Below are 26,267 nucleotides of genomic sequence, written 5' to 3' on the forward strand. Positions count from 1 at the left end.
ACCGGCGAGGCAGGCGGGTTAAGCAGCCGGACGCAGGCGGGCGCGGCCTACGTTCATACTGCAGGTGCGGATTCCTGGAAGGTGAAGCTGTCCGCGTACACGTGCGCCATGCTGGCTCCCAGCATGGCGAAGACGGCCTTCGCCTCCGACACCATGGCGGGCGATCCGCACAGGTATATCGCGTGTTCGGACAAGTCATCATGATCCTCGGCCACCGCGTCCTGGACATGTCCGCGCCGGCCCTGCCAGGACGCGTCGGGACGCGATAGCACAGGCACGAACTCGAACTCGTACAGCCTGTCCTTCCAGCTTTCGATGACGTCGCGCATGTACAGGTCTGCCTCGGTACGGACGCCCCAATAAAGCTTGATGGGAGGACAATCGGCGTCGTCCAGCAGCGACTCCAGTATGGCCTTGATGGGCGCCAGTCCGGTGCCCGTCGCGACCATCAACAGGGGCCGGTAGTCTTCTTCGTGATAACAGAAGCCACCGAGCGGCGCCTCTATCCGAAGCGGCATTCCTGGCGCCGCCTGGGCCAGGAACGTGTCGGTGAAGCGCCCGCCGGGTATGCGCCGGATATGCAGGTCGATCTCTCCGCCACGGCCGCGCGACGGCGACGCCATCGAAAAACTGCGCTTGCTGCCATCGGGCAACAGGATATTCATATACTGGCCCGGCCGGTATTCCGGCAGCCCGTCTTCCGGCACCGCCAGGGTGACGTGCAGCACACCGTCGCAAGCGCTGCGCACGTGCAGCACCGACGCGTCGGTCGTCGTCGGCTCGGCCAGGGCGGGGCCACGCGCGGGCAGGCTCAGGACCAGATCGGACATCGCCCTGGCCTGGCAAGCCAGCGCGTATCCTTGGGCATGCTCCGCTTCGGTCAGGGCCGGCGGCATCTCTTCATACGCGACGGCACCTTCCTGGATCTTGACCCGGCAACTGCCGCACGCGCCGAATGTGCATTCGTGCGGCATCGCCACGCCGGCGCGTTCCGCCGCGTCCAGGATGGATTCGTCGTCTTCCGCGGCGAAGGTGTCGGCGGATTCCAGTATCACCACACGGTAGGGCATGGCAGGCCTCCCTGGGTATCACTTCTTGATGTCAGCGGCCACCAGCACTTTCATGCCCTTCTCCGCCAGCAGATCGGCAAGCGCCTGCAACGCCGCCAGGCCGGCCGCCGTGTCCTGTTCGCCATTGCCGCCGCTCAGCCCCACGCCGCCGATGACCTCATCGTCGACCACGATGGGAAAGCCGCCGACGAAGACGGCGAACTTGCCGTCGAAGCTCCACTGGATGCCGAAGGCTTCGTTGCCGGGCAAGGCGGGACCATTGGGCGCCGTATTGAACAGATGCGTGGAACGCTTGTGGCCGGCCGCCGTGAATGCCTTGTTCCAGGCGATCTGCGGGCCTGTGATCCGCGCGCCGTTCATACGCTCCATGGCGATCGGATAGCCGCCATCGTCCACCACGCATACGGTTTCAAGCACGCCGATTTCCTGCGACCTGGCGATGGCCGCGGCGATCATGGCGCGTGCTTCCTCGAGTTCCAGCCTGTATACCTGCTTCATGGGATGCTCCTGCTGTGTTGCGGTCGTTCAAGCGATGTAGGCGCCGTGCCTAGGCGGCCCGATACACCGTCTTGATTTGCGTATAGAACTCCAGCCCTATCCTGCCGGACTCGCGGAAGGTCGACGTGCTGGAACGCTTCAAGCCACCGAACGGGGCGTTGATCAGGTTGCCGGTCGTCGTTCGATTGATCTTGACCGTGCCGGCCTGGATGTCCTTGGCGAAACGATGTGCATAGGCGGCACTGGTGGTGGCGATCGCCGCGGACAATCCGTATTCGGTGTCGTTGGCCTTGGCGATCGCGTCCTCGTAGCCATCGACCTCGATAATGGCAATGACAGGCCCGAAGATCTCTTCGCGCGCGATACGCATCTGCTGCGTGACATCGGTGAAGATGGCGGGCGACACGTAGTAGCCCTTGGCCAGGCCGCCTTCCATCAGGCGGTCGCCGCCATACAGATGGGTCGCCTCGCTTTTTCCCACCGCGATATACGACAGCACGTTGTCCAGCTGGCGCGCGGTGGCCAATGGCCCCAGCTCGCAGCCGGGCTCCAGGCCGCTTCCTATCTTCATCGTCTTTACCTTGGCCAGCAGCTTTTCCGTATAGGCGGCCTTCACGCCGGCATCGACCAGCACCCGGCTGGTGCCGGTGCAGGCCTGGCCGGTCAGGGAGAATCCGCCTTTGACGGTCAGGTCCACTGCCTTGTCCAGGTCGGCATCCGCCAGCACAATGAGCGGGTTCTTGCCGCCCAGCTCCATCTGCGTGCGCGTGGTCAGGCCGACCGAACGATGGATTTGTTCGCCGGCCTGCGTGGACCCGGTAAAGGAAATGGCCTTGACGTAGGGCGACTCGGTGATTGCCGGACCCACCGCCGCGGCGGGCCCGGTCAGGAAGTTCAACACGCCGTCCGGTATGCCCGCTTCGACGAAAGCTTCCGTCAGGCGATAGCCGCTGAGCGGCGCATCGGATGACGGCTTGAACACCACGGTGTTGCCCATGATCAATGCCGGCGCGATCTTGCGCGCCGGAATGGACACGGGGAAGTTCCAGGGTGAAATGACGGTCACCACGCCCAGGGGTTCCAGCTGGCTGTAGACGACCATGTCCGGGTCGTCGTTGGGAAAAGTCTCGCCTGTGAAGGACTGGCCTTCCGCCGCGTAGAAGCGCAGGGTCTGGGCGGAGCGCAGGATCTCGTCGCGACTGAGTCCGACCGCCTTGCCTTCCTCGCGCGTGAGTTCTTCGGCGAACTGGCTGGCATGGGCTTCCAGGTAGTCGGCCGCGCGGAACAGGATCTGCGCCCTTTTGGAGATGGGCGTCGCCTTCCATTTCTCGAAGGCGGCTTGCGCGGCGGCCACGGCTGCCGCGCCATCGACGTCGGCGGACGCCTGGAAATGGCCCACGATGTCATCGGTATTGGCCGGGTTGATGTTCGGCACTGTCCTGCCGCTGGCGCAGGGCGACCATTTGCCCGCCACGTAATTCATGAATTCGGTGTTCTTGAGGTCTTCCATGGCTCGCTCCGAGTTCACCAGGACGGCGCCCGATGGTCTGGAAAATGAATATTGTATACTTTAAGCGATAGTAGAAAGGCTGCCAAGAGGGGCAGCCAACCAGCGGCTTGCGGCCGCTTCCGCGTCACTGCCAGATCAGGATGGCGCAGATGGTCGATACGAACAGCGCCAGCACCACGGGCAGCAGCAGCGCGCGCACCATCTCCAGCACGTGCACGCGCGCGAATCCGGCGACCGCGATCAACGACGACCACGCGATCAGCGTCCCGCCGCCCGTCCACACCGCGCCCATCTGTCCCACCGCCGCCAGGGTGGCCGGATCGATGCCCACCACAGGCCCCAACGCACCCGACAATGTTCCTGTCAGGGGCAGGCCGGCGAATCCCGAGCCGTCGATGCCGGTCACCATGCCGACCAGCAGCACGCCGAACGCGACCAGGAAATGATTCGACGGGATCAGATGCTGGGCGGACGCGATGATCTCGAAAAGCAGTCCCGGGGCCTGCGCGCCATCCATGCCGAGGATCTGCGCCGCGGTATCGTGCGCGCCGATGAAGAAGAAGCCCGCGATCGGCAGCACCGACCCCATGGCCTTGAAGGCGAACACGAATCCGTCGGTGATGTGGTCCGGGCAGACATCCAGCATGCGGCGCGGACCTTCCGCCGCCAGCGTGACCAGCATCATCAGCGCGACGGCGACCCCGCCGACCAGCGCCGCCGCGTCGCCGCCGCGCAAGGCCGGCAGGCCGGGCACGATGCGCGGCAGCACCATGATGGCGATGACGCCCAGGAAGGCGACGGGCGTGATCACCGCGAAGGCGCGCGACCATTTTATGCGGCGGGCTTCCTCCGGCGTGGCGGCGCGGCGCGGCGGCATGCCGGGCGGCTCGTCATAGCTCGTGCCCCGCGCCAGCTCGGCCTTGTCGAAGCTGCCCTCGGATTCGATCTGCGCCAACGTGCCATCCTGCGCGCGTGCCTGCCAGGCGCTCAACAGCGCCGCGCTGCCAGGAACGATATGGCGGCGGATCATGAAGTAGGTCACCAGCAGCGCGATCCCGCCGGTGATCAGGGACAGGACGAGGGCGCGGTCCGCCACCGTGGCGGCGCTCACCGCCGCGCCCGCGGCTTTCGCGCTGATGCCGGGCGCCACGCCGATAACGTAATCCGAAGACAGCGCCATGCCCTGGCCCGCGATGGCGATGGCCATGGCGCCCGCCAGCGGCGGCAGTCCTGCGGCGATCGCCGCCGGCAGCAGTATGGCCGATACCAGCGGCACCGCGGGCGTCGGCCAGAAGAACAGCGAGATGACGTACGTACACGCGGCGATGATGAAGTAGGAAACGTGCCCGCCGCGCATGATGCGACGCATGGGCTGCACCATGCGCACGTCGGCCTGTATGGACTTCAGCGCATTCAACAGCGCCGTCATGAACGTGATCACCAGGAAGATGTTGAACAGCTCCTTGGCCGCCACGAAGCTGGCATTGAAGATGCCGATCAACGCACTGATGGGGCTCCCGGTAATGGCCAGGATCACCAGAAAGGTGCCGATCACGGACGGCACCACGACATTGGCGCGCAGGATCATCGTAAGGATGATCGCGGCCACGCTTAACAAGTACACCCAATGCGAGGCATTGAGCACCACGTCGGTATGCATCACTTTCCCCTTGCTGCCATGCCGGCAGTTCATAGTCGCGACGAACTGTATACTATATGGCGATGCCACCGCCGCCAACGGCATTCTTGCTCTACTAGGGAATACGATATGCGCTGCCGGACGGCAGCTTCTCGGGGAGAGAGGCCTGCCCGCAGGGCTTTGTTGGGATACCATATACTGGATAGCGGCCCTTGACGTCCCAGGCCGGCCGGAGACGCCGCCCCGGGTAATACAATCAACCGACCCCCATACGCTCGCTCGCACTCGCCGCCATGTCCATACAGAACCCATCACCGGCAACGAACAATCCCGCGGCGGCAGCCGCCCGCCCGCTCAAGATAGGTGAACAACATCCGCAACTGTTCGCCGTGGTTCGCGATCAATTGCGGGCCCGCATACTCAGCGGCGAATTCACGCCGGGAGACCGCCTGGTGGAAGGCCGGCTGTCCGACGAAATGGGGGTGTCGCGCATTCCCGTCCGCGAGGCATTGCGCGCCTTGGCCGCCGAAGGCCTGGTCACCATCGAACCGCGGCGGGGGGCGTCCGTATCCATATTGTCGGACGACATGGCCAGCGACATGATCGAGGTTCGTGCCACGCTCGAAGGCCTGAACGCGAAACTGGCGGCGCAACGCCGGGACCAGGGGACGGTGGCGCGACTTCAGGCCTTCCTGGACGAAGGCAACATGGCCGCGCGCGCCGATACGCTGGAACGCTTCCTGGCCTTGAATTCCGAGTTTCATGAAATGCTGGCGACCATCGCCGGCAACGTAGTGCTGACCGACCTGATGCGCTCGCTGCGCGATCGCACCGCCCTGCTGTTCGCGCCCAGCAATATGCGGCGCGCCAGGCAGAACTGGGACGAGCATGCCCAGATCCTGAACGCGGTGATCGCGGGCAACGGCGATCTGGCCGCGCTGCTGGCCAGCCAGCATGTCCACAACGCGGCCAAGGCCTACGTCGAGGCGCAGCAATCCCGCGCCGGCGCATAGGCGCATCCGGACTTGGATCCGGGATGCCCCGCTATTCCGGACGGCCGGCCCACGAGACCTTGATGTCCCCGTTGACGAAGGTCTGGCACGCCATCCTGTAGCCCTTTTCGAAGTCCTCCGGCTTCAGGTGCCGGCGCTCCTTCGGCTTGACCGCATCGGTGTTCTCCAGGCCTTCTTCGATCAGGCACTTGCACGTGCCGCAGAGTCCGCCACCGCACTTGAACGGTATGCCGCCTTTCTCTTTCAGGGAAACGCGCAGCAGATTGCTGTTGGGCGCCGCGGTCACCACCTTGCCGCCGTTGGTTATGAATGTGATTTCTACCATGATGGGAATAAGCCCCGATTGGACGCGGGATGGTTGAACGCCGGATAAGCGCGACGAACGCGATCAGCGCCTGGCCAGCGTTGCCTGCAGCGTGCCGAAGTTGGCGAGCTGGCGGATCGCGGTGCGCGCGTCGTCGAGCGATGCGTAGCGCTCCATGATGCGCATGGGGACCAGGTTTACGGTGTGGGGCGGGGCGTCTTCCACGATCCTTATCCGTCCACCCTCGATCAACTTGACGATCTGGAACACGGCCTTGGGTTTGCCGTAGAACAGGTAGTCATAGGTTTCCACGATGCCGGCTTGCGCAGGCGGCTCGCTGCGATAGACCCCAGGCCTGCTGGTCAGGACCACGTAGCCATCGGCGTCCCCGCCAGTCGCCGCACCTGTCATGCTTCGCCGTCGTCCTGGGCCAGTTCGATGTCCGCCGTCAGCCAGAGCTGGCAGGCCAGGCGATAGCCCTGGTCCAGCCGCTCGCCGAGCTGTTTCTTCTCCTTCCAGTTCGGCGGCGGCAGATGTTCGGCACCCGCCAATACCCGGCACGCGCACTTGGCGCATTTGCCCATGCCGCACTCATAACGCAGATGCGGATAGGGAAAGCGCTTGATACCCGCACGCACGACCAGGTTGGCGTTGTCCTGGACGACGTCGGTATAGCTGTGGCCGGCTTTATGGAATACGACGGTGGGCATGGCTGATCCGCGACTCAGGCGGCCATCTGCAACTCAGGCAGCGGGATATCGTGCTGGACGTAGTCGGTGTACAGGGCCGTGGTGTACAGCAGGCGCATCTGCGCGCCGATTTCGCAGATCTTCAGGCAACGCTGCTGCAGCTCCACCGTGTTGGCGTGCTCCAGCACGATCTGGTAGCCCCGTTCGCCGTGGATCTCGTCCGACACGATGTGCAGGTCGAAGAATTCGACTTCTTCGTCGCTGAAGCCGTATTTCTCCCGCAGCGTGGGTGTCTGCTTGCGATAGATCGACGGCACCTGCGACTCCAGGCCCACGACCAGGCCCGCCACGGCCACGATGGGATCCTCGCGCATGGCAACGGCATAGCACCAGCTTTGCAGCGCCCGCGTGGTCGGCGACATATTGTCGGGGTTGGTGACCCGTTCGCGGGTGGTGCCGCAGGCTTCGGCGAAGCGGATCAACAGATCGGTATGGCGATCTCCGCCGATTTCCTCTTCATACATATTGGCGAGCAGGAAGTCCTTGGCCTCGGTATAGCCGTCCGGCGTCCTCGCATACAGGTATCCCAGGTAGTCGGCGAAGGGGCCGACGTAGTGGTAGTGGTTCTCGGCCCAGCGGCAGAGATGCTCGCGGGTGAGCTTGCCGCTCGCCCACGCGATGCTGAATGGCGAGGCGTTCGCGCTCTTTCCCTTGATGGCGTTTTCCAGGGCAGTTCGGAATGCGTCTCGGCTCATGAGTTCGGCCATGGCAGGCTCCTGATTCGGCGTTGGACTGGCCCACCGGGGTGTGGGACCCATTACGGAACATTGTATACCGTATTCTTTGGCCGACACCTAGGGGAAACGCCTAGCCGGACCGACACTGAGCGGGTAGCGCGAGCTATAATGGGGGCAACACAAACGCAATTAGTATTTACCATGAGCAACGTCAAAACCTCTCTGGAGCAATACCAATCCGCACGCATCGGTGAACAAATGCGTGTGCACCTGGATCGCCGGGCCGCCATACGCCGCGCGGTGCCGCTGCTGCCGCGCCGGTGGGCGGAACTGTTCGCCCTGTGGCGCCGCCCCGCGGTTCGCGACCTGGGCAATGCGAGCGGGTCCGAAGGAAAACTGGCGCCGCAGGCCCGCTGATACGGCGTCCGGATCGAGGCCAGGCGTGCACCCCGTCCGGCGGGGCACGGCGCTTGCTCCTTCGTCGGTTCCAACAACCGGCAAGGAGATTCACATGAAGCTACGCCGTCTCACGCCCGCCTTGACTCTGGCAGCCCTGCTCGCCGCTGGTGGTGCTTACGCCCAGTCGTCGGCTCCGACCACGCCGTCCACGACGCCGAACGACTCTACCGCGACCCCGCCGAACAACCCCAAGGTTCCCCCGGGCACGGCGTCGCCCCCGGTAAATTCGACCGCTACGCCGCAGTCGAACACGGGCATGGGCACCAGCACGAAGAAGAACAGCACCATGCACAATGGTTCCCATACCAAGAGCAAGAGTGGCACCACGCATCACTCCGGCACGCGGAGTTCCACTGGCAACTCCAGCACCATGAGCGGCGATACGTCGACCTCGGGCTCGGCGCAACCGTCGAAGTCGGTCCCCGCGACCGGCGCGGGCAAGTAATCCCGCACGGCCTAGCAGGCCATCGGCCGGCCGATTCCGGCCGGCTCTTCATTTTCGCCACCGCCAGGCATAGCCCGGCAAGGCCACTTGCCGGGCAGCGGTGCGCGTAACGCGCAGGAGGGCAAGCATGGGGACGTTTGCGCAAAAGACCCACGCCCGGGTCGAAGACGACGTCATCGTCTTTTCCCTGTCCCTGAATGGGGAAGATCGCCAGTTCGAGATTTCCGGAGACGCGCTGCGTGAATATTTTGGCGCGGAAGACAACTCCGGCAGCGCATTGCTGCGCGCGTTCGAACGCGGCTGCGAGAAAATCCAGTCTGTCGCCGAGGCCGCATTCAACACCCCGACCGATGGCGTGACGACGTTGGGTACCGGCGATTTTGACGACTGACGCGCGGGACCTGCCTGCCGCGCCCGCCAGGACATTCCTGGCAGGCGCGGCGGCGCGCCAATAGCGGCTCCCCACAACGGGTCCACCACGGCTACCCGCAGTAACACCCAGCACGGCCACCAATAACAATAGGTGACCGTATTTTGACGGCAGGATCATCGCGTAAAACCGAAGAAAACCGCTCCTCGGGCGCATGCTGCCGCGCAAAAAATTATTTCAGGTTTGACAGGACGCCGACCCAATCGGATGGGACATTGTGCAAAAATCGCGCTGTCACATCGCATTCCGCCCCACCCTTGGAGCCAGAGGCAATCCCACGTGTTTGCGTATTCTTCCCGCCGGCTGACCGGCGCACTGTCCGCGCTTTGCGTGTCGATGGCCGCCTTCGCCGGCATGGGCATCGGCCAATCCGCCCACGCGTTTTCCTTCTTCGACGTCATGAAGCAGGCCCGCGATCTGGCGGACCAAAGCTATAAGGCGCCGGAACCCAATCTTCCCGATTCCCTGCAGGAATTGAAATTCGCCGGTTATCAGCAGGTACGGTTCAAGAACGACCACCTGTACTGGGGAAACGCGGGGACCAAATTCACCCTGGGTTTCTATCACGAGGGCATGCATTTCAATACGCCCGTCAAGATCAATGAGATCGACGCGGCCGGCGTGCATGAAATCAAATTCAATCCCGACGACTTCGATTATGGCAATCTGAAGCTCGATGCGGCGGCACTGAAAAACCTGGGCTTCGCGGGATTCCGCGTGCTGTACCCGGTCAATAGCAAGGACAAAAAGGACGATGAGCTGGCCTCGTTCCTGGGCGCCAGCTATTTCCGCGTGATCGGCAAGGGCCAGAACTATGGCCTGTCGGCCCGCGGCCTGGCCATCGATACCGCGCTGCCGTCGGGAGAGGAATTCCCGCGCTTCCGCGAATACTGGATCGCCCGGCCGTCGCCGGAAGACACCACGCTGACCATCTACGCCTTGCTGGATTCGCCGCGCGCCACGGGTGCCTTTCGTTTCCTGCTGCGCCCCAATGACGCGAACACCATCGTCGATGTGAAGGCGCGCGTCTTCCTGCGCGATCAGGTCGGCCGCCTGGGTATCGCGCCGCTGACCAGCATGTTCCTGTATGGCTCGAACCAGCCGTCGCCGGTGGTGAATTACCGCCCGGAAATGCACGACTCGGATGGCCTGGCCATACACACCGGCAGCGACGAATGGCTGTGGCGCCCCCTGGTCAACCCGCGCCGTCTTGCCGTCAGCGCGTTCAGCGTGGAAAACCCGCGCGGTTTTGGGCTGCTGCAACGCGGCCGCGATTTCAGCCGCTACGAAGACCTGGACGACCGCTACGACAAGCGTCCCAGCCTGTGGATAGAGCCGCAAGGCGATTGGGGCAAGGGCAGCGTCCAGCTCGTGGAAATTCCCACAAAAGATGAAACCAACGACAACATCGTGGCCTTCTGGGTGCCGGACAAGCAACCGGCCAAGGGTGATCCGCTGGACCTGACCTACAGGATGGTCTGGACGGCGGATGAAAAGAAGGTGCACGACACCCCGTTGGCCTGGGTGATGCAAACGCGCCGTTCGCGCGATGAAGTGAAAGGCCCGGACCTGATCCGCCGCTCCGACGGCAGCATCGCCTACATCATCGACTTCGTCGGGCCGTCCTTGCAGTCGCTTCCGGCCGATGCCACCATCACGGCGGATACCTGGGTGGATGGCAATGGACAGATCGTAGAAAACAGCGTGCGGCCCAATCCGGTAACGGGCGGGCGCCGCCTGACGCTGCGCGTGAATGTCAAGGACCCCACCAAGCCGGTGGAAATGCGGGCTTTCCTGACGAACGGTCAAGCTCCCCTGTCGGAAACCTGGACTTATCGCATTCCGAATGAACCTGAAGCCAAATAACAGCCTGCCCGGCGCCGACGCGGTCGAAGACTACCTCGAACGCCTGGCGCTTCCGCCCGAAACCCGAGCCGCCACGCAGGAACGCGCGGCGACGGCGGCGGAAGACGGCCGGTCCGCCCTGGACGCGGTGCACCGATCCCTGGCCGGCGACGATACGCTGGGCGGCGACCCGGTGCTGGCGTCAGGGATGGAACGCTTGCGCGTCGCCGAAGGGGACGATCCCGATATCGCCGGCATGGCCCGGCAGTTGCCTGATTCAGGCGTCTGCCTGGCCTCGGCGCCGCCGCTGAACCGCACGGCGATGTCGCCGGAGCCCTGGGTGCCCAATCCCATGGCGCGCTTCTGGCGTCGCCTGCGTGGACAGGGCCCACATATGTCCGACGACTATATGGCGACCGCGCCGCGCATGGATCCGCGCTGGCGCCAGGCCGGCAGCCGGCGCCGGATGTGCCTGGTGACCATGGTCGCCCTGCAGACCGTGATCGCCACGTATTACATGAAAGGCGTGCTGCCCTACCAGGGCAAGCAGATCCTGGAAGTCGGCATCCTGTTCCTGTTTGCCCTGCTGTTCTGTTGGGTGTCGGCCGGCTTCTGGACGGCCATGATGGGCTTCCTGCAACTGCTGATCGGCCGCGACCGCTACAGCATTTCGGCGCGCAGCACGGAAGACGCCCCCATCGACCGGTCGGCACGCACGGCGATCGTCATGCCGATCTGCAACGAGGACGTCTCGCGGGTGTTCGCGGGCCTGCGCGCGACCTATGAATCGCTGGCCCAGACCGATGCGATGGACCACTTCGATATCTTCGTCCTGAGCGACAGCTACAAGGCCGATATCTGCGTGGCGGAACAGCGCGCCTGGGTGGACCTGTGCAAGGCGGTCAAGGGCTTCGGGCGCATCTTCTATCGGCGCCGCCGGCGGCGGGTCAAGCGCAAGAGCGGCAACATCGACGATTTCTGCCGTCGCTGGGGCGGCAACTACCGCTACATGATCGTGCTGGACGCGGACAGCGTCATGACCGGCGAATGCCTGAAGCGCCTGGTCCAGCTGATGGAAGCCAGCCCGGACGCCGGCATCATCCAGAGCGCGCCACAGGCCAGCGGCATGGACAGCCTGTACGCGCGCATCCAGCAGTTCGCCACGCGGGTCTACGGGCCTTTGTTCACGGCCGGCATGCATTACTGGCAGTTGGGCGAATCGCACTACTGGGGCCATAACGCCATCATCCGGCTGGCGCCGTTCATGCGGCATTGCGTACTGGCCCCGCTGCCGGGCAAGGGCGCCTTCGCGGGCGCCATCCTGTCGCACGATTTCGTCGAAGCGGCACTGATGCGGCGCGCCGGCTGGGGCGTGTGGATCGCCTACGACCTGCCGGGCAGCTACGAGGAATTGCCACCCAATCTGCTGGAAGAGCTGCAGCGCGACCAGCGATGGTGCCACGGCAACCTGATGAACTTCCGGCTGTTTTTCATCCAGGGCTTCCATCCGGTGCACCGCGCGGTGTTCCTGACGGGCGTGATGTCGTATCTGTCGGCGCCGCTCTGGTTCCTGTTCCTGCTGCTGTCCACCGCCCTGCTGGCAGTGCACACCCTGACGGAGCCGCAGTACTTCGTCGAACCGCGCCAGCTGTTCCCGATCTGGCCGCAGTGGCATCCTGACAAAGCCATCGCGCTGTTCTCGACGACCGCCGTGTTGCTGTTCCTGCCCAAGGTGCTGGGCGTGCTGCTGGTGTGGGCCCGCGGCGCCCGCCTGTTCGGCGGCCGCCAGAAGGCCTTGTCCAGCATGCTGATGGAAGTGCTCTTTTCCATGCTGCTGGCGCCGGTGCGTATGCTGTTCCACACGCGTTTCGTGGTGGCGGCATTCCTGGGACTTTCGGCCAAGTGGATTTCACCCGCGCGCGACAACGACCAGACCACCTGGGGCGACGCCTTCAAGCGCCACGGTTCGCAGACCTTGCTGGGCATATGCTGGGCCGGACTGGTGGCGTGGCTGAACCCGGTCTTCCTGTTCTGGATGGCGCCCATCCTGGCGGCGCTGCTGTTGATCATTCCGCTGTCGGTCTATTCCAGCCGGGTCGACCTGGGCCGGCGCGCGTACCTGGCGCGCTTTTTCCGGATTCCGGAGGAAACCCAGCCACCGACCGAATTGCAGGCGACGCGCCGCTATACCGCGCAGAACCGCAGCGGGCAGCATGTGCCGGACTTCGAGGATGCCGTCGTGGATCCGGGGGTCAACGCGCTGGCCTGCGCCATGGCGACCGCGCGGCACAAGCCCAATGCGCTGAACGAAGCGTTCCGCCGCCAGCAGGTCGAGCACGTGATGGAGTATGGGGTGGATGCCCTGTCCGAACCGCAGAAGATCAAGCTGCTGGACGATCCCGTGGTGCTGAGCCACGTCCACGAGGCGATCTGGCGCAGCCGTGAGGAACACGCGGTGCAACTGCGCGAACGCACCGCCCCGCGCGACACACCGGCGGCAACGCTGGAATCCGTCGAAACGGCGCCGGCGCTTTGAGCCGCGGCCGGCGGCCGGCGAAAGCCGGGCCGCCGGCCGCGAGCATCACAGGGTGCGGATAGGCGCCCCGGCGGCCCAGGCCTTGATGGCCTCCAGCACATTCCGATAGAAAGCCTTGAAGTTGTCGGCGCTGACATAACCCAGATGGGGCGTCAGCACGACGTTCTTCAATTGGCGCACGGGGTCGTCCGCCGGCAGCGGTTCGACCGGGAATACGTCCAGGCCCGCGCCACCGATGCGCCGGTTGCGCAGCGCATCCAGGAGCGCGTCCTGATCCACCAGCCCGGCGCGCGAGGTGTTCACCAGGAAGGCGGTGGGCTTCATGGCGGCGATGCTGGCCGCATCCACCACGCCACGCGTGGACGCCGACAGGATCAAATGAACGCTGATGACGTCGGCGGTCGAGAACAGCTCCTGCTTGTCGACGTAGCGCGCGCCGCCCTGTTCGGCTCGCTCCGGCGTCAGGTTCGGGCTCCATGCCACGACATCCATGTCGAAGGCGCGGCCGACCCGGGCCAGCGCGCTGCCCAGCTTGCCCAGGCCGACGACGCCCAGGCGCAGGCCCTTCAGCGAGACCGGCATGCCGGTCTGCCACAGGCCCTTGCGCATGTTGGCGTCTTCCGTGCAGATATTCTTGAACAGCGCCAGGATCAGCGCCCAGCTGAGCTCGGCAGTGGCGTTCAGGCCGTTTTCCGAGCCCGGAGCGCCGGACACGACGACGCCCCTTGCCTTGCAGGCAGCCAGGTCGACGGAATTGTTGCGCAAGCCGGTCGTGACCAGCAGGCGCAGGTTCGGCAAGGCATTGACCAGTTCCGCCGGGAACGGCATGCGTTCGCGCATGATCACGATGACGTCGAAAGGCTGCAGCGCGGATACCCGCTGGGGGCCTTCGGGCAGATGCTCACGAAACACTTGCACGGTGGCCTGCGGCCCGAGCGATGCCCAGTCCGCGTAGTCCTGCGCCACGCCGTGGTAGTCGTCAAGAATGGCAATCTTCAATGCCGTCTCCTGGTGGATGGATGGGGATTCCGGAGCAGCGTGCCCGCTCAGCCGCCCTTCTTCGATGATTTGTCCAGATGCGCAAGCAGTTCGTCCTGCGGCAGCGCGCCGCTGACCCGGCTGCCGTCCGGGAAAAACAGCGTGGGCGTGCCACGCACCATCAAACGTTGTCCCAACGCCAGCACCTGGTCGATCGGCGCATTGCAGTTGGCGGTCGCGCCCGAGGCCGGCGGCATCTTGCCGCGCACCATCCAGTCGTCCCAGGCTTGCCCGGGCTTCTGCGCGCACCAGATGTCGCGGGCCTTGGTGCGCGAGTCGGGCGCCAGGATCGGATAAATGAAAGTGTAGACGGTCAAGTTGGGGATGCCTTCCAGCGTATGGCGCAGCTGCTTGCAGTAACCGCAGTTCGGATCCTCGAAGATCGCGACGGCGCGCGACCCGTCCCCGGTCACGCGCTTGACGGCCAGTTTCAAGGGCAACTGGTCGAACGAGATCGCGCCGATCTGCTCCTGCCTTTCACGCGTCACGTCCTGGCGGGTGGCCGCGTCGATCAGCGGGCCTTCCATCACCCAGCCCACTTTCGCGTCGGTGTAGATCAGGTCCATGCCGACCTGCACTTCGTACAGGCCGTAGGGGGTGCGGCGCACGGCGGTGACGGCCAGGTCCGGAAAACGCTGGCTGAACAGCGCGCCTACCTGCTCGGTATCGGCGGTGCCGGCCTGGCCAGTGGCGGTGCTGATCACTTTCTCACCGGGATTGGCGCCGGCGGTACTGGTGACCTTGGCGGCCGGACCGGCGCCCGAGGTACTGGTGACGGTTTCCCCCGGTTGGGGCTGTCCCGCCGACTGGGTGGAAATCACCTTGTCCGCCGCGCTGGCTGAAGCCGGCACGACGACCGCCGCCACGATGGCGGCCGCGGCGGCGGCGGCACGTATGGCGGAAAGCCAGGCTGGATTGTTCATGTGGGGGACTCCTTGACAGTGACCGGCGCGTTCAACGCCCAGAAGCTTGCTCGATCAGCAGCCGTTTGAAAACAGGGACGGCATCCACCCAGCGCATGCCCGCATTGCGCAGCCAGGCAGCGGGGGCGGCTCGGCTGGTGAAGAGCTTGTGCAGGCCGTCGGTTGCCAGGCGCATGGCCAGCACCGGCTCGGCGCGGGCGCGCTGGTAGCGCCGCAAGACCCTTGGATCACCCGCGCTGCGATAAGGTTCGCGCCCGGCGACGATGGTGGCCAAGGTTTCGGCGTCCCCCAGGCCCAGGTTCAAGCCCTGTCCCGCCAGGGGATGCACGCGATGCGCCGCGTCCCCTACCAGGGCCACGCCCGGTGCGGTCATGGGGCCGTGCTCCAGGAACAACGGAAAACCGTGCAGGCCGATATTCATGCGCAGCGTGCCGAGGCGCCCTTGCGTGACCGCCGCCAGGTGCGCGGCCACGGCGTCCGCCTGCGCGTCGGCGGGCAGCGCCTGCAAGGCCTGCGCGCGCGCGGAAGGCGCCGACCACACCATGGACACCTGCGGCCCACGCGCCGTACCGGGCAAGGGCAGCAAGGCCAGCACGCCTTCGTCGTGGAACCACTGCATGGCGGCGCCGTGGTGCGGCAAGGCCGCGTCCAGGTGGCTCACCAGGCCGACCTGGCCGTAGGGCGTGGAATGCTGCTTCAGGCCGGCCGCGGACCGCAGCGGCGATCCGGCGCCGTCGGCGCCTATTGCCAGGTCGGTGCGCAGCTGCGCACCGTTTTCGGTGAGCACGGCGCCCGCCTGGAAGCCGGCGCAACGGTCGGCGATCCACGGGATGCCGGACAGGCGTACCGCCTGGGCCAGCACGCGCTCGATTTCGGCGGCTTCGACGATCCACGCCAGGTGGGGCTGCGCGGCCTGCCAGGCGTCCAGGGTGACGGAGCCGTCCGCGTCGCCATGGATCTCCATGGTGTCGACCGGCGCGATGCGCGCCGCCGGCAGGGCATCCCAGATCCCGAGCGCCGCCAGGAACCGCTGGCTGGCCGGCGACAGCGCATACACGCGGGGCGCGTAGTGTTCCGCCGGCGCCGGCGGCACAGCGGCGGCGGGCGCCAGGACCGTCACCGGCTGCTTCCGGCGCGCCAGCGCCAGGGCGGTCGCCAGGCCGACGATGCCGGCGCCGCAGACAAGAATTCCCTGTTTCATCGCGCGCTGGGCTCCCCGGCCTGCTTGGGCCACAAAATCCACATCTGGCCGCGCTGCTTCATGCGTCCAGCCATCTGGCCGGCGGCATCGCCATAACCCCAATAGAAATCGGCGCGCGCGGCACCGCGAATGGCGGTGCCGGTGTCCTGCGCGAACACCAGCCGGTCCAGCGGACGGGCTTCCCCCGGCCAGGTGGTGCCCAGGAAAACCGGCGTACCGAGCGGCACGAACGACGTATCCACGGCGATGGACCGGCGCGCCGTCAGGCTCAGGCCATACGCGCCGCGCGGCCCCGCTTCCGGATCGGTAACGACCTCTTCCTTGAAGAAGACCACCGCCGGATTGGCGTTCAGCATCTCGCGCACCCGCTGGGGATTGCGCTGTGCCCAGGCGCGGATGTTCTGCATCGAAGCCTGGTCCGCCGTCAATTCGCCCTTGTCGACCAGCCAGCGGCCGATGGAGACATAGGGCTGGCCATTGTGGTCGGCGTAGGCCACGCGTATCGTCTTGCCGGCATCCGGGCCGTCGGTCAGCAGCACGCGGCCGGAACCCTGCACCTGCAGGAAGAAGTTGTCGACCGGATCGTCCACGTAGACCAGCGCCGGCGGGCGCCGCGCGGGATTGTTGTCGAGCTCGGCGCGGGTGTCGTAAGGCACGACGCGTTTGCCGTCCAGCTTGCCGCGCACCCGCTTGCCCGCCAGCTCGGGGTAGATGGACCCGAGGTCGATGGTCAGCAGATCCTTGGGCGGGGCATAGAGCGGCCATTGGTTCAGCCCGCCCTGCACGCGGGAACCGCGCACCAGGGGTTCGTAGTAGCCGGTGACCATGTTCGACGCCGGCTTGCCGTCCGGGGCCAGCAGGCGCCAGGGCTGCAGATAGGTCTGCAGGAAGCGCCGCACGCTTTCCGGGTCGGTGGCGACCGGCCGGCGCGCGGGATCGATCGCCGCCGCGCACACGGGCTGCCAGGCGCGCGGCGTGGCCCGCGCCGGCAAGGTCAGGTTGCCGGACGTCGGCCGCATCAGGCCCTTGCAATTGCGCAGGAACACCTGCCAGAACTGGGCCAGGTCGTCGTCGCGCCAGGCGGGAATGTCACTGAAACTGACGCGCTGGAAGCGACCCGCGAGCGGCCGGGTCGGCGAGTCGGGCAGGCTGGCCAGGGACGGCACCACCAAGGGCGTTTCCGCGGCGGTGGCGGCGCCGGCGCCCGCGCTCTCGCCAGGCGTGGCGGCGGCCCCTTCCGGTGGAATGCCGTTTTCGACGGTGGAGCAACCGGCCAGGATGAGGCCCAGCAGGGCAAGCGGGGCCAGGCGATACAAGGAATGCTTCATCTAAAGGGGGGGGCGGTATCTGGGCATGCCCGCGACGAAGGCGCGGGCTTGATGTCAATGCAGGGTGCGCGGCATGGCCAGCAGGAATTCCTCTATCTGCACTTCGAAGGGAATGCCGTTTTCGCCGACGCAATGGTAGCTGCCCCGCATGGTGCCCACGGGCGTGGGCAGCGGACAGCCGCTGGTGTATTCGAAGGTTTCGCCCGGCGCGAGCAGCGGCTGCTGGCCGACCACGCCCAGGCCGCGAACTTCCCTGACGCGCTGATTGCCGTCCGTGATGATCCAATGCCGGCTGATCACCTGGGCCGGATGCTCGCCGGTGTTGGTGATGCGCACGGTATAGGCGAACACGTATTCCTGTTCCCCCGGATTGGACTGCTCCGCCACGTAGCGCGGCTCGACAGCAACGGTTAGGTCGTAGGGTTTCACTGGCTTTCCGGCCTTTAGGGTGGGTCGGTTGATTGGACAGCGGGCGTCGATCCCGGCGAACTACAATATTGGCACATTATCCCTTGAATGCCGCCGACCATGTCCTTCCTATCCCCGGCCACCCGCATCGCGCCCAGCATCCTGTCCGCCGACTTCGCCCGCCTGGGTGAAGAAGTGCGCAACGTCGTCGCGGCGGGCGCCGACTGGATCCACTTCGACGTCATGGACAACCATTACGTTCCGAACCTGACGATAGGCCCCATGGTGTGCGCGGCGATCCGGCCGCACGTGGAAGTGCCCATCGACGTGCACCTGATGGTCGAACCGGTGGACGAACTCGTGCCCCAGTTCGCCAAGGCGGGCGCCAACATCATTTCCTTCCACCCCGAAGCCACGCGCCACGTCGACCGCACGCTGTCGCTGATCCGCGACCATGGCTGCAAGGCGGGGATGGTATTCAACCCGGCGACGTCCCTGGACCACATGGACTACGTGATGGACAAGCTGGACGTCGTCCTGATCATGTCCGTCAACCCCGGCTTCGGTGGGCAGAGCTTCCTGCCTTCGGCGCTGCACAAGCTGCGCGAAGCGCGCGCGCGCATCGACCGCTGGGCCCTGGAAGGCGGCCAGCACATCGCCTTGGAAGTCGATGGCGGCGTCAAGGTCGACAACATCGCGGAAATCCGCGCGGCGGGCGCCGACACCTTCGTCGCGGGGTCGGCCATCTTCGGCCACCCCGACTACGCCCGGATCATCGGCGACATGCGCGAGCAGATCGCCCGGGCCGGCACATTGTCCGCTTGAACCGGCGTCCCGCATCTTGGCCTGTTCCCGGGCCTGAAGGAAATCCGCTATGAAACCCTTCCAAGCCGCCCTGCTCGACCTGGATGGCACCCTGCTGGATTCCGTGCCGGACCTGGCCACGGCGGCCAACGCCATGCGCATCGAACTGGGCATGCCGCCGCTGCGCGAAGACGTCATCGCCACCTTCGTCGGCAAAGGGGTGGACCGGCTCGTGGAACGCACGCTGGCCGGCTCGCAGGACCACGATGCGCTGGATGCCGGACTGTACGCCCGCGGGCGCACGTCTTTCTACCGCCACTATCACCTGGTGAACGGCGACAAGGCCGCGGTTTTCGATGGCGTGCTGGACGGCCTGAAGGCGATGCGCGACCAGGGGCTCAAACTGGCGGTCGTGACCAACAAGGCGACGGAATTCACGATACCGCTGCTGCAGCGTACCGGCCTGGCCGGTTTCTTCGCGGCGGTCGTCTGCGGCGACACCTGCGCCCGCAAGAAACCCGATCCGCAGCCGGTATTGCACGCATGCTCGCTGCTGGGCGTGCGCCCGGAGCGCGCCGTGACCATCGGCGATTCCATCAACGACGCCCAGGCCGGGCGGGAAGCCGGCACCGGCGTGCTGGTCGTGCCCTACGGGTACAACGAAGGCGTCGATGTGCGCACGCTGGACGTCGATGGTATAGTGTCGTCGCTGGTCGAAGCCGCGCAGTGGATCGCGCGGGGCGGCGCCCAGTCGGGGATCGCCCCCGACCGCGGGATGCCTTCTAGTAGCACCCACGCTGAAAAATTCGACTGACAGACAGCACTGACAGATACGCAAGCAGACCCGCGAACGAAATGAACGTCTCCACTCCCATCCAAATGCTCGGCGCCTCGTGGCGTTGGTGGCGTTTGTCTTCCGGGTGGCGATGAAGCGATAAGCGAGCTAGCATTTCCCGGCGTCCGACGTTCACGAACCAGGCGCCGCAGCAAAAATCCCCAAAGCCCGGAACCAGCACACTGGCCGGGCTTTTTGTTTTTTGTCTTACGCCCGGCTCGACAGCAGAAAGAACCCGAACGAGACCGATATGACCGAACTGGAATTCAAAGCACTCGCCAACCAAGGCTACAACCGCATCCCGCTGGTGGCCGATACCTACGCCGACCTGGACACGCCGCTGGCGATCTATCTGAAGCTGGCCCATTCAGGCCCGGAAAACGGCCGCAACAGCTGCCTGCTGGAATCCGTGGTCGGGGGCGAGCGCTTCGGCCGCTATTCCTTCATCGGCCTGCCGGCCCATACCGTCATCCAGGCGCGCGGCACGGTGACGGAAGTCGTGCGCGAGGGCAAGGTCGTGGAAACGCATCATGGCGATCCCCTGGCCTTCATCGAGCAGTACCAGTCCCGTTTCAAGGTCGCGCTGCGGCCGGGCATGCCACGCTTCGCCGGCGGCCTGGCGGGCTATTTCGGCTACGACACGGTGCGGCACATCGAGCCGCGCCTGGGCCCGGCGGTCAAGCCCTTCCCGCCCGGGATGGACGAAGGCACGCCGGACATCATGCTGCTGCACGTGGACGAACTGGTCATCGTCGATAACCTGGCCGGTCGCATCTACCTGATGGTCTACGCGGATCCGGCGCAGCCGGAAGCCTATGCCCGCGCGCAGCAGCGGCTGCGCGAGCTGCGCCAGAAGCTGCGCAAGCCCGTGGACATCCCCTACAGCCACGCCAGCATGCAGACGGAGGAAAGGCGCGACTTCAAGAAGGAAGACTACCTGGCCGCCGTCAGGCGCGCCAAGGAATACATCGCCGCCGGCGACCTGATGCAGGTGCAGGTGGGCCAGGTCATCACCAAGCCCTTCCGCGATTCGCCCCTGTCGCTGTACCGGTCGCTGCGCTCGCTGAATCCGTCGCCGTACATGTACTTCTGGAATTTCGGCGATTTCCACGTGGTCGGCTCGTCGCCGGAAATCCTGGTCCGCCAGGAGCGCGTCGTGGAAGACGGCGAGCCCAAGTCGCGCATCACCATCCGGCCGCTGGCCGGCACCCGCAAGCGCGGCACGACGCCGGAAGAAGACGCCGCGCTGGCCGCCGAACTGCAGGCCGATCCCAAGGAGATCGCCGAACACGTCATGCTGATCGACCTCGCCCGCAACGACGTGGGCCGCGTGGCCGAGACCGGATCGGTGAAGGTCACCGACACCATGGCCATCGAGCGCTATTCCCACGTCATGCACCTGGTGTCCAACGTGGCGGGCAACCTGGACCCCGCCATGACCAGCATGGACGTCCTGCGCGCGGCCTTCCCCGCCGGCACGCTGACCGGCGCGCCCAAGGTGCGCGCCATGGAAATCATCGACGAACTCGAGCCCGTGCGCCGCGGCATCTACGGCGGCGCGGCGGGCTACCTGAGCTACGGCGGCGAAATGGACGTGGCCATCGCCATCCGTACCGGGGTGATCAAGGACGGCACCTTGTTCGTGCAGGCCGCCGCAGGCATCGTCGCGGATTCCAATCCCGAATCCGAATGGGCGGAAACCGAAGCCAAGGCCCGCGCGGTGCTGCGTGCCGCCGAACAGGTGCAGAACGGCCTGGACCAGCCTTTCTGAACCGCCGGAACCCCCCGAGAACTGAAACAAGGGTTGAGCCATGAGCCTCCTGATGATCGACAACTACGACTCCTTCACCTACAACCTGGTGCAGTATTTCGGCGAACTGGGCGAAGACGTGCGCGTCGCGCGCAACGACCAGATCACCCTGGAAGAAATCGCCGCGATGAAGCCCGACCGCATCTGCGTGTCCCCCGGGCCCTGCTCGCCCACCGAGGCCGGCATCTCGGTGCCGGTGATCCAGGAATTCGGCGGCAGGATTCCCATCCTGGGCGTGTGCCTGGGCCACCAGGCCATCGGCACGGCCTTCGGCGGCGATATCGTGCGCGCGCCGACCATCATGCATGGCAAGACGGTGCGGATCAGCCACACGGGCACGGACATCTTCACCGACCTGCCCAGCCCGTATACGGTGATCCGCTACAACTCGCTGACCATCGCGCCCGGGACGCTGCCCGATTGCCTGGAAGCCACCGCCACCGCCGAGGACGGCGACATCATGGGCGTGCGTCACAAAACGCTGCCCATATACGGGGTACAGTTCCATCCCGAATCGGTGCTGAGCGAACACGGGCACGCCTTGATGCGCAATTTCCTGAACATCCGATAAAGAACCGGGAAGCCGGTCCACCAAGAGGGAGTCCCTATGACCATCACCGCGACCGAGGCGCTGACCCGCTGCATCGAGCACCGCGAGATCTTTCACGACGAGATGCTGCACCTGATGCGCATGCTGATGAGCGGTGACATGTCGCCGCAGATCGCCACGGCCTTGCTGATGGGCTTGCGAGTCAAGAAGGAAACCATAGGCGAAATCACCGCCGCCGCCCAGGTCATGCGCGAGTTCGCCACCCCCGTCCATACGCCCTATCCGGAGCAACTGCTGGATATGTGCGGGACCGGCGGCGACGGCAGCCAGACCTTCAACATCTCCACCGCCGCCATGTTCGTCGCCGCCGCCGCGGGCGCCAAGGTCGCCAAGCACGGCGGACGCAGCGCGTCGTCGTCCTCGGGCAGCGCCGACGTCCTGGAGGCACTGGGCGCGAACCTGCAGATCAACCCCGAGCAGGTCGCCGAGTGCATCGCCAACGTGGGCATCGGCTTCATGTTCGCGCCCGCGCACCATGGCGCCATGAAGAATGTCGCCGCGGTGCGCAAGGAACTGGGCGTGCGCACGATATTCAACATCCTGGGCCCGCTGACCAACCCCGCCGACGCGCAGAATCAACTGATGGGCGTCTTCCATCCCGACCTGGTGGGCATACAGGTCCGCGTGCTGGAACGCCTGGGCTCGCGCCACGTGCTGGTGGTGCATGGACGCGACGGGATGGACGAAGCGTCCCTGGGCGCGGCCACCCTGGTCGGCGAGCTGAAGGACGGCAAGATCCTGGAATACGAAATCCATCCGGAGGACTACGGGCTATCCATGATGTCCAACCGGGGAATCAAGGTGTCCAATCGTGAAGAATCGCGCGACCTCATCCTGGAAGCGCTGAACGACAAACCGGGCCCGGCACGCGATATCGTTGCCCTGAACGCCGCCCTCGCCATCTACGCGGGCAACGTCGCTCCATCGATTGAAGCCGGCCTGAAACTGGCGGCTGATACGATTGCCTCTGGTGCCGCTCGCGGCAAGCTGGAAGAATTTTGCGCCTACACCCGGAAGTTTTGAGATGAACGACATTCTTGCGAAGATCCTCGCCGTCAAGGCCGAGGAAGTCGCCACCGCCCGCCAGATGCGCAGCGAAGCCGAGTTGCTGCGCGAAGCGCAAGCCCGCCAGGACGTGCGCGGCTTCGCCCAGGCGATCGAAGACAAGATCGCGGCGGGCAAACCCGGCGTGATCGCGGAAATCAAGAAAGCCTCGCCCTCGCGCGGCGTCCTGCGTGAGAACTTCAGCCCGGCCGAAATCGCCGCGTCCTATGCGGTGCATGGCGCGGCCTGCCTGTCCGTGCTGACCGACGTGCAGTTTTTCCAGGGCTCGCACGACCATCTGCGCCAGGCGCGCGCCGCCTGCCCGCTGCCGGTGCTGCGCAAGGATTTCATCATCGATCCATACCAGGTAGTGTTTTCGCGCGCACTGGGCGCGGACTGCGTGCTGCTGATCGCGGCCGCGCTGACGCCCGCGCAGTTGAAGGACCTGGAAGCCTGCGCCATGGACCTGGGCATGGACGTGCTGGTGGAAGTCCACGACGCCGCCGAACTGGAAATGGCCACGCAGCTGCGCACGCCGCTGATCGGCATCAACAACCGCAACCTGCGCACCTTCGAAACGAGCTTGCAGAACACACTGGACCTGTTGCCGCAGGTGCCCGCCGGCCGCCGCATCGTCACCGAAAGCGGCATCCTGCGTCCGGAAGACATCCGCATGATGCGCGAGAACAAGGTCGACGCCTTCCTGGTGGGCGAAGCCTTCATGCGCGCGCCGGATCCCGGCGCGGAACTGGCCAGGCTGATCGCCTGAAGCAGGACGGGATACAGAGCATGGATGAAGCTTTCAGCCACCAGTTGTCGATGACCATCCTGATGACTCCGGACATGGCCAATTTTTCCGGCAATGTCCACGGGGGCCATATCCTGAAGTACCTGGACCAGGTCGCCTATGCCTGCGCCAGCCGCTACGCCGGCCAGTACGTGGTCACGCTGTCGGTGGACCAGGTGGTGTTCCGCGAGCCCATCCACGTGGGCGAACTGGTGACCTTCCTGGCCTCGGTCAACTACACCGGCCGCACCTCCATGGAGATCGGCATCAAGGTGGTCACCGAGGACATCCGGCAGAAGCTGGTGCGCCATACCAATAGTTGCTACTTCACGATGGTGGCGGTGGACGAACTGGGCAATCCCACGCCGGTGCCGCCGCTGGAGCCGCGCAACGAAGAAGAGCGCCAGCGCTTCGAAGCCGCCGATCAGCGGCGCGCCCTGCGCCAGGAAATGCAGCGCCGCCACGTGGCCATCAAGCGCAACGTCGCGGACAGCGGGATCACCGCTGCAGAGCCTCGCTGACCATCGCGGCCAGCTGATCCAGATTGAAGGGCTTCTGCAGCACGCGTTCATGTTGCAGCACCGTGCCGCCGACCTGGGCGTCGGCGTAGCCGGTGGCCAGGATGATGGGCAGGTCCGGAAACAGGCTGCGCGCGCGCTCGATTACCTCGGCGCCATTCATCTTGGGCATGACGAAGTCCACCATCAGCAGGTCGGGCTGCTGTTCTTCGAGCATGGCCAGGCCTTCTTCGCCATCGGCGGCCTGCCGCACCTCATAGCCCAGTATCTGGAGGCACTCGACGATCAGGTGGCGCACCGATGCATCGTCGTCGATCACCAGGACGCTGGCGGCGCTCGCCTTGGGGTGGGCGACGGCATCGGTGGACGGCATGCCGTCCACGGCGGCGGGATCGGCCAGCGCGAGCCAGATTTCCACGACCGTACCGTGCCCCTCCACGCTGGTGACGCGGGCCGTGCCCCCGGACTGGCGGGCTATGCCGTAGACCTGGCTCAGCCCCAGGCCCGTTCCCTTGCCCACGGGCTTGGTGGTGAAGAAGGGGTCGAACACTTTGTTCAAGACGCGGGACGGAATGCCCGTACCCGTGTCCTTCACCGCCACGACGATGTAGCGGCCCGCCGGCAGGTCGCCTTCGCCGCTTTCGCGCACGGCGGTCGCCAGGCTGACTTCGCCGCCCGCCGGCATCGCGTCACGCGCATTCAGGCACAAATTCAGCACCGCCAGCTCGAGCTGGTTCGCGTCCGCCGTGGCAAGCGGCAGTTCGGGCGCGAAATCGGTCGACACGCGTACCGTGGGCCCCAGGGACAGGCCCAGGAGCTCGCGCATCCCGGCCAGCAAGGCGTTGATGTCGGTCGGACGCAGATCCAGGTTCTGGCTGCGTGAAAACGCCAGCAGTTGGGAAGTCAGCTTGGCGCCCCGTTCGACGGCGTGCTTGGCGTTGAGCGCGAGCCGCCGCAGGCGATCGTCCGATGACGTACGCTGGATCAGCTCCACGCTGCCCATGATGACGTTCAGCAGGTTGTTGAAGTCATGCGCCAGGCCGCCGGTCAGCTGGCCGATGGCTTCCATCTTCTGCGACTGCACCAGCGCGCTTTGCGTGCGTTCGCGTTCGCGGATCTCCTTCATCAGCCTGTCGTTGGCGCGCGCCAGGGCATGGGTGCGCTCGGCGATGCGTGTTTCCAGCGTCTCGTTGAACAGGCGCAGCGACTCTTCGCTCTGCCCCTGGCGATGCAGCGCCGCGCGCGCCTCGTATTGCCTGCCACGCCCCCGCAGGGCCGTGGTGACGGCGCGGCGCAGGACGTCCTCGCGCAAGGGCCGCTGCAGCAGGGTCACGTTGCCGAGCCGATCGCAGGCTCCATGGTCACCGTCAGCGGCCGCGCCGTTCGCCGCCCGCGCGGGCGGCGAGGCCGGCTCCATCACCAGGAAAGAGAAGTCGGACCACGGTTCCTGTGCGGCCACCCAATCGGCCAATCCATCCAGCACCGACGCATTCAACGATTCTTTTTCGACGATGGCGCAGGCAGCGCCGGCGCGCACCGCGGCCAGCAGCTGCGCCGCGTCGGCGCAAGCCTGGCCTTGTCCGCCCACCGCATTCAGCGCATTGCCTATGATCCGCCCGTCATCGCCATGCGGGGCCAGTACCAATACTTGCATGGCATTGTCCACCGGAGCTCCCGTTTTTCTTGGATGAGCCATTACATCAGCTCCCGTCCAGGGGTGGCTGTTACGCCGTGTTGCAGCGGGTGCGGGATATTTTCTCTGCGGAGCATGCCTAAGCATTCCATT

General features: G+C 65.6%; 28 protein-coding genes. 13 read left to right on the plus strand and 15 right to left on the minus strand.

All coding sequences use genetic code 11. From position 1 onward, the window contains the following. Positions 1–53: 53 nt before the first annotated feature. The 4 genes from CAL12_RS26005 to CAL12_RS26020 form a co-directional block, all read right to left on the minus strand. Positions 54–1,070, minus strand: coding sequence for a 2Fe-2S iron-sulfur cluster-binding protein (locus CAL12_RS26005; protein WP_086067251.1), 1,017 nt, complete (start codon positions 1,068–1,070; stop codon positions 54–56). A gap of 18 nt (positions 1,071–1,088) precedes the next feature. Beyond that, entirely contained in the window at positions 1,089–1,568 is a 480-nt protein-coding gene (locus tag CAL12_RS26010; RefSeq protein WP_086067252.1) for a GlcG/HbpS family heme-binding protein, read from the minus strand. A 49-nt stretch (positions 1,569–1,617) separates the two neighbouring features. Beyond that, positions 1,618–3,078: an aldehyde dehydrogenase family protein gene (locus CAL12_RS26015; protein WP_086067253.1), complete on the minus strand. Its 1,461-nt coding sequence runs from the start codon at positions 3,076–3,078 to the stop codon at positions 1,618–1,620. Positions 3,079–3,202: 124 nt separating this feature from the next. Next, positions 3,203–4,738, minus strand: coding sequence for a hypothetical protein (locus CAL12_RS26020; RefSeq protein WP_086068120.1), 1,536 nt, complete (start codon positions 4,736–4,738; stop codon positions 3,203–3,205). 272 nt (positions 4,739–5,010) lie between these two features. Between CAL12_RS26020 and CAL12_RS26025 the strand changes: the two genes are divergently transcribed. After that, positions 5,011–5,730 carry a GntR family transcriptional regulator gene (locus tag CAL12_RS26025; RefSeq protein WP_086067254.1) on the plus strand — a complete coding sequence of 240 codons (720 nt, stop codon included), beginning with the start codon at positions 5,011–5,013 and terminating at the stop codon, positions 5,728–5,730. A 31-nt stretch (positions 5,731–5,761) separates the two neighbouring features. Here the strand turns inward: CAL12_RS26025 and CAL12_RS26030 are convergent, their stop codons facing one another. From CAL12_RS26030 to CAL12_RS26045, 4 genes are read right to left on the minus strand one after another with little or no spacing between them, the layout of a single operon-like run. Continuing rightward, complete coding sequence (locus tag CAL12_RS26030) at positions 5,762–6,064, minus strand: 2Fe-2S iron-sulfur cluster-binding protein (protein ID WP_086067255.1); 303 nt, start codon at positions 6,062–6,064, stop codon at positions 5,762–5,764. A gap of 54 nt (positions 6,065–6,118) precedes the next feature. Further along, entirely contained in the window at positions 6,119–6,445 is a 327-nt protein-coding gene (locus tag CAL12_RS26035; RefSeq protein ID WP_086067256.1) for a hypothetical protein, read from the minus strand. Continuing rightward, positions 6,442–6,744 (minus strand): 2Fe-2S iron-sulfur cluster-binding protein, encoded by a 303-nt coding sequence (locus CAL12_RS26040; RefSeq protein WP_086067257.1) that lies wholly within the window; start codon positions 6,742–6,744, stop codon positions 6,442–6,444. Before CAL12_RS26040 ends, CAL12_RS26035 begins: the two co-directional genes overlap by 4 nt. A 14-nt stretch (positions 6,745–6,758) precedes the next feature. After that, complete coding sequence (locus tag CAL12_RS26045) at positions 6,759–7,490, minus strand: TenA family transcriptional regulator (protein ID WP_086067258.1); 732 nt, start codon at positions 7,488–7,490, stop codon at positions 6,759–6,761. Between the two features lie 171 nt (positions 7,491–7,661). On the opposite strand from CAL12_RS26045, the gene CAL12_RS28190 reads away from it, so the two are divergent. Next, positions 7,662–7,877, plus strand: a complete 216-nt coding sequence (locus CAL12_RS28190) for a hypothetical protein (protein WP_157793132.1) — start codon at positions 7,662–7,664, stop codon at positions 7,875–7,877. Positions 7,878–8,033: 156 nt separating this feature from the next. Here the strand turns inward: CAL12_RS28190 and CAL12_RS28350 are convergent, their stop codons facing one another. Continuing rightward, positions 8,034–8,207 carry a hypothetical protein gene (locus tag CAL12_RS28350; protein WP_198298326.1) on the minus strand — a complete coding sequence of 58 codons (174 nt, stop codon included), beginning with the start codon at positions 8,205–8,207 and terminating at the stop codon, positions 8,034–8,036. Here CAL12_RS28350 and CAL12_RS28355 point away from each other — a divergent pair. From CAL12_RS28355 to mdoH, 4 genes are all read left to right on the plus strand, one after another. Further along, complete coding sequence (locus CAL12_RS28355) at positions 8,206–8,364, plus strand: hypothetical protein (RefSeq protein ID WP_198298327.1); 159 nt, start codon at positions 8,206–8,208, stop codon at positions 8,362–8,364. The genes CAL12_RS28350 and CAL12_RS28355 overlap by 2 nt on opposite strands. A gap of 127 nt (positions 8,365–8,491) precedes the next feature. After that, positions 8,492–8,755 carry a DUF1488 family protein gene (locus tag CAL12_RS26055; protein WP_086067260.1) on the plus strand — a complete coding sequence of 88 codons (264 nt, stop codon included), beginning with the start codon at positions 8,492–8,494 and terminating at the stop codon, positions 8,753–8,755. A gap of 375 nt (positions 8,756–9,130) precedes the next feature. Continuing rightward, on the plus strand, positions 9,131–10,660 hold the full coding sequence (locus tag CAL12_RS26060; protein ID WP_086068121.1) for a glucan biosynthesis protein G: 1,530 nt from the start codon (positions 9,131–9,133) through the stop codon (positions 10,658–10,660). Further along, positions 10,641–13,175, plus strand: a complete 2,535-nt coding sequence (mdoH, locus tag CAL12_RS26065) for a glucans biosynthesis glucosyltransferase MdoH (RefSeq protein ID WP_086067261.1) — start codon at positions 10,641–10,643, stop codon at positions 13,173–13,175. The genes CAL12_RS26060 and mdoH overlap by 20 nt, the downstream gene beginning before the upstream one ends. 45 nt (positions 13,176–13,220) lie before the next feature. Here the strand turns inward: mdoH and CAL12_RS26070 are convergent, their stop codons facing one another. The 5 genes from CAL12_RS26070 to apaG form a co-directional block, all read right to left on the minus strand. Beyond that, a complete protein-coding gene (locus CAL12_RS26070; RefSeq protein WP_086067262.1) occupies positions 13,221–14,174 on the minus strand; it encodes a D-2-hydroxyacid dehydrogenase family protein in 954 nt (317 codons plus the stop codon). A gap of 47 nt (positions 14,175–14,221) precedes the next feature. Continuing rightward, positions 14,222–15,136 carry a DsbC family protein gene (locus CAL12_RS26075; RefSeq protein ID WP_086067263.1) on the minus strand — a complete coding sequence of 305 codons (915 nt, stop codon included), beginning with the start codon at positions 15,134–15,136 and terminating at the stop codon, positions 14,222–14,224. Positions 15,137–15,167: 31 nt separating this feature from the next. Then, positions 15,168–16,337 (minus strand): UbiH/UbiF family hydroxylase, encoded by a 1,170-nt coding sequence (locus CAL12_RS26080; protein WP_086067264.1) that lies wholly within the window; start codon positions 16,335–16,337, stop codon positions 15,168–15,170. After that, positions 16,334–17,653: a murein transglycosylase A gene (gene mltA / locus CAL12_RS26085; RefSeq protein WP_086068122.1), complete on the minus strand. Its 1,320-nt coding sequence runs from the start codon at positions 17,651–17,653 to the stop codon at positions 16,334–16,336. The genes CAL12_RS26080 and mltA overlap by 4 nt, the downstream gene beginning before the upstream one ends. A gap of 66 nt (positions 17,654–17,719) precedes the next feature. Next, positions 17,720–18,094 (minus strand): Co2+/Mg2+ efflux protein ApaG, encoded by a 375-nt coding sequence (apaG, locus tag CAL12_RS26090; RefSeq protein WP_086067265.1) that lies wholly within the window; start codon positions 18,092–18,094, stop codon positions 17,720–17,722. Between the two features lie 99 nt (positions 18,095–18,193). Here apaG and rpe point away from each other — a divergent pair, with 99 nt between their 5' ends. From rpe to CAL12_RS26125, 7 genes are all read left to right on the plus strand, one after another. Then, a complete protein-coding gene (rpe, locus tag CAL12_RS26095; protein WP_373454505.1) occupies positions 18,194–18,898 on the plus strand; it encodes a ribulose-phosphate 3-epimerase in 705 nt (234 codons plus the stop codon). A 49-nt stretch (positions 18,899–18,947) separates the two neighbouring features. Beyond that, on the plus strand, positions 18,948–19,691 hold the full coding sequence (locus CAL12_RS26100; protein WP_086067267.1) for a phosphoglycolate phosphatase: 744 nt from the start codon (positions 18,948–18,950) through the stop codon (positions 19,689–19,691). Positions 19,692–19,962: 271 nt separating this feature from the next. Beyond that, positions 19,963–21,483, plus strand: coding sequence for an anthranilate synthase component I (gene trpE, locus CAL12_RS26105; RefSeq protein WP_086067268.1), 1,521 nt, complete (start codon positions 19,963–19,965; stop codon positions 21,481–21,483). 40 nt (positions 21,484–21,523) lie between these two features. After that, positions 21,524–22,093: an anthranilate synthase component II gene (locus CAL12_RS26110; protein WP_086067269.1), complete on the plus strand. Its 570-nt coding sequence runs from the start codon at positions 21,524–21,526 to the stop codon at positions 22,091–22,093. Between the two features lie 36 nt (positions 22,094–22,129). Beyond that, positions 22,130–23,155 carry an anthranilate phosphoribosyltransferase gene (trpD, locus tag CAL12_RS26115; RefSeq protein ID WP_086067270.1) on the plus strand — a complete coding sequence of 342 codons (1,026 nt, stop codon included), beginning with the start codon at positions 22,130–22,132 and terminating at the stop codon, positions 23,153–23,155. 1 nt (position 23,156) lies between these two features. After that, positions 23,157–23,945, plus strand: coding sequence for an indole-3-glycerol phosphate synthase TrpC (gene trpC, locus CAL12_RS26120; RefSeq protein ID WP_086067271.1), 789 nt, complete (start codon positions 23,157–23,159; stop codon positions 23,943–23,945). A gap of 20 nt (positions 23,946–23,965) precedes the next feature. Beyond that, positions 23,966–24,484, plus strand: coding sequence for an acyl-CoA thioesterase (locus CAL12_RS26125; RefSeq protein WP_086067272.1), 519 nt, complete (start codon positions 23,966–23,968; stop codon positions 24,482–24,484). On the opposite strand, the gene CAL12_RS26130 is transcribed toward CAL12_RS26125, so the two are convergent. Then, on the minus strand, positions 24,462–26,135 hold the full coding sequence (locus CAL12_RS26130) for a response regulator (RefSeq protein ID WP_086068123.1): 1,674 nt from the start codon (positions 26,133–26,135) through the stop codon (positions 24,462–24,464). The two genes, CAL12_RS26125 and CAL12_RS26130, sit on opposite strands and share 23 nt — an antisense overlap. Positions 26,136–26,267: the final 132 nt, after the last annotated feature.

It is taken from the genome of Bordetella genomosp. 8, assembly GCF_002119685.1.
In the GTDB taxonomy this organism is placed as follows: domain Bacteria; phylum Pseudomonadota; class Gammaproteobacteria; order Burkholderiales; family Burkholderiaceae_B; genus Bordetella_C.

What these genes read in the sequence shown, in the direction of transcription:
- CAL12_RS28350 (WP_198298326.1), bottom strand. Translation starts at nt 8,207, where the DNA reads ATGGTGCTGTTCTTCTTCGTGCTGGTGCCCATGCCCGTGTTCGACTGC.
- CAL12_RS26005 (WP_086067251.1), bottom strand. Translation starts at nt 1,070, where the DNA reads ATGCCCTACCGTGTGGTGATACTGGAATCCGCCGACACCTTCGCCGCG.
- CAL12_RS26035 (WP_086067256.1), bottom strand. Translation starts at nt 6,445, where the DNA reads ATGACAGGTGCGGCGACTGGCGGGGACGCCGATGGCTACGTGGTCCTG.
- CAL12_RS26130 (WP_086068123.1), bottom strand. Translation starts at nt 26,135, where the DNA reads ATGCAAGTATTGGTACTGGCCCCGCATGGCGATGACGGGCGGATCATA.
- CAL12_RS26040 (WP_086067257.1), bottom strand. Translation starts at nt 6,744, where the DNA reads ATGCCCACCGTCGTATTCCATAAAGCCGGCCACAGCTATACCGACGTC.
- CAL12_RS26060 (WP_086068121.1), top strand. Translation starts at nt 9,131, where the DNA reads ATGGCCGCCTTCGCCGGCATGGGCATCGGCCAATCCGCCCACGCGTTT.
- CAL12_RS28190 (WP_157793132.1), top strand. Translation starts at nt 7,662, where the DNA reads ATGAGCAACGTCAAAACCTCTCTGGAGCAATACCAATCCGCACGCATC.
- CAL12_RS26080 (WP_086067264.1), bottom strand. Translation starts at nt 16,337, where the DNA reads ATGAAACAGGGAATTCTTGTCTGCGGCGCCGGCATCGTCGGCCTGGCG.
- CAL12_RS26020 (WP_086068120.1), bottom strand. Translation starts at nt 4,738, where the DNA reads ATGCATACCGACGTGGTGCTCAATGCCTCGCATTGGGTGTACTTGTTA.
- CAL12_RS26100 (WP_086067267.1), top strand. Translation starts at nt 18,948, where the DNA reads ATGAAACCCTTCCAAGCCGCCCTGCTCGACCTGGATGGCACCCTGCTG.
- trpE (WP_086067268.1), top strand. Translation starts at nt 19,963, where the DNA reads ATGACCGAACTGGAATTCAAAGCACTCGCCAACCAAGGCTACAACCGC.
- trpD (WP_086067270.1), top strand. Translation starts at nt 22,130, where the DNA reads ATGACCATCACCGCGACCGAGGCGCTGACCCGCTGCATCGAGCACCGC.
- CAL12_RS26015 (WP_086067253.1), bottom strand. Translation starts at nt 3,078, where the DNA reads ATGGAAGACCTCAAGAACACCGAATTCATGAATTACGTGGCGGGCAAA.
- CAL12_RS26045 (WP_086067258.1), bottom strand. Translation starts at nt 7,490, where the DNA reads ATGGCCGAACTCATGAGCCGAGACGCATTCCGAACTGCCCTGGAAAAC.
- trpC (WP_086067271.1), top strand. Translation starts at nt 23,157, where the DNA reads ATGAACGACATTCTTGCGAAGATCCTCGCCGTCAAGGCCGAGGAAGTC.
- mdoH (WP_086067261.1), top strand. Translation starts at nt 10,641, where the DNA reads ATGAACCTGAAGCCAAATAACAGCCTGCCCGGCGCCGACGCGGTCGAA.
- CAL12_RS26055 (WP_086067260.1), top strand. Translation starts at nt 8,492, where the DNA reads ATGGGGACGTTTGCGCAAAAGACCCACGCCCGGGTCGAAGACGACGTC.
- rpe (WP_373454505.1), top strand. Translation starts at nt 18,194, where the DNA reads ATGTCCTTCCTATCCCCGGCCACCCGCATCGCGCCCAGCATCCTGTCC.
- CAL12_RS26010 (WP_086067252.1), bottom strand. Translation starts at nt 1,568, where the DNA reads ATGAAGCAGGTATACAGGCTGGAACTCGAGGAAGCACGCGCCATGATC.
- CAL12_RS26125 (WP_086067272.1), top strand. Translation starts at nt 23,966, where the DNA reads ATGGATGAAGCTTTCAGCCACCAGTTGTCGATGACCATCCTGATGACT.
- CAL12_RS26025 (WP_086067254.1), top strand. Translation starts at nt 5,011, where the DNA reads ATGTCCATACAGAACCCATCACCGGCAACGAACAATCCCGCGGCGGCA.
- CAL12_RS28355 (WP_198298327.1), top strand. Translation starts at nt 8,206, where the DNA reads ATGCACAATGGTTCCCATACCAAGAGCAAGAGTGGCACCACGCATCAC.
- CAL12_RS26110 (WP_086067269.1), top strand. Translation starts at nt 21,524, where the DNA reads ATGAGCCTCCTGATGATCGACAACTACGACTCCTTCACCTACAACCTG.
- CAL12_RS26075 (WP_086067263.1), bottom strand. Translation starts at nt 15,136, where the DNA reads ATGAACAATCCAGCCTGGCTTTCCGCCATACGTGCCGCCGCCGCCGCG.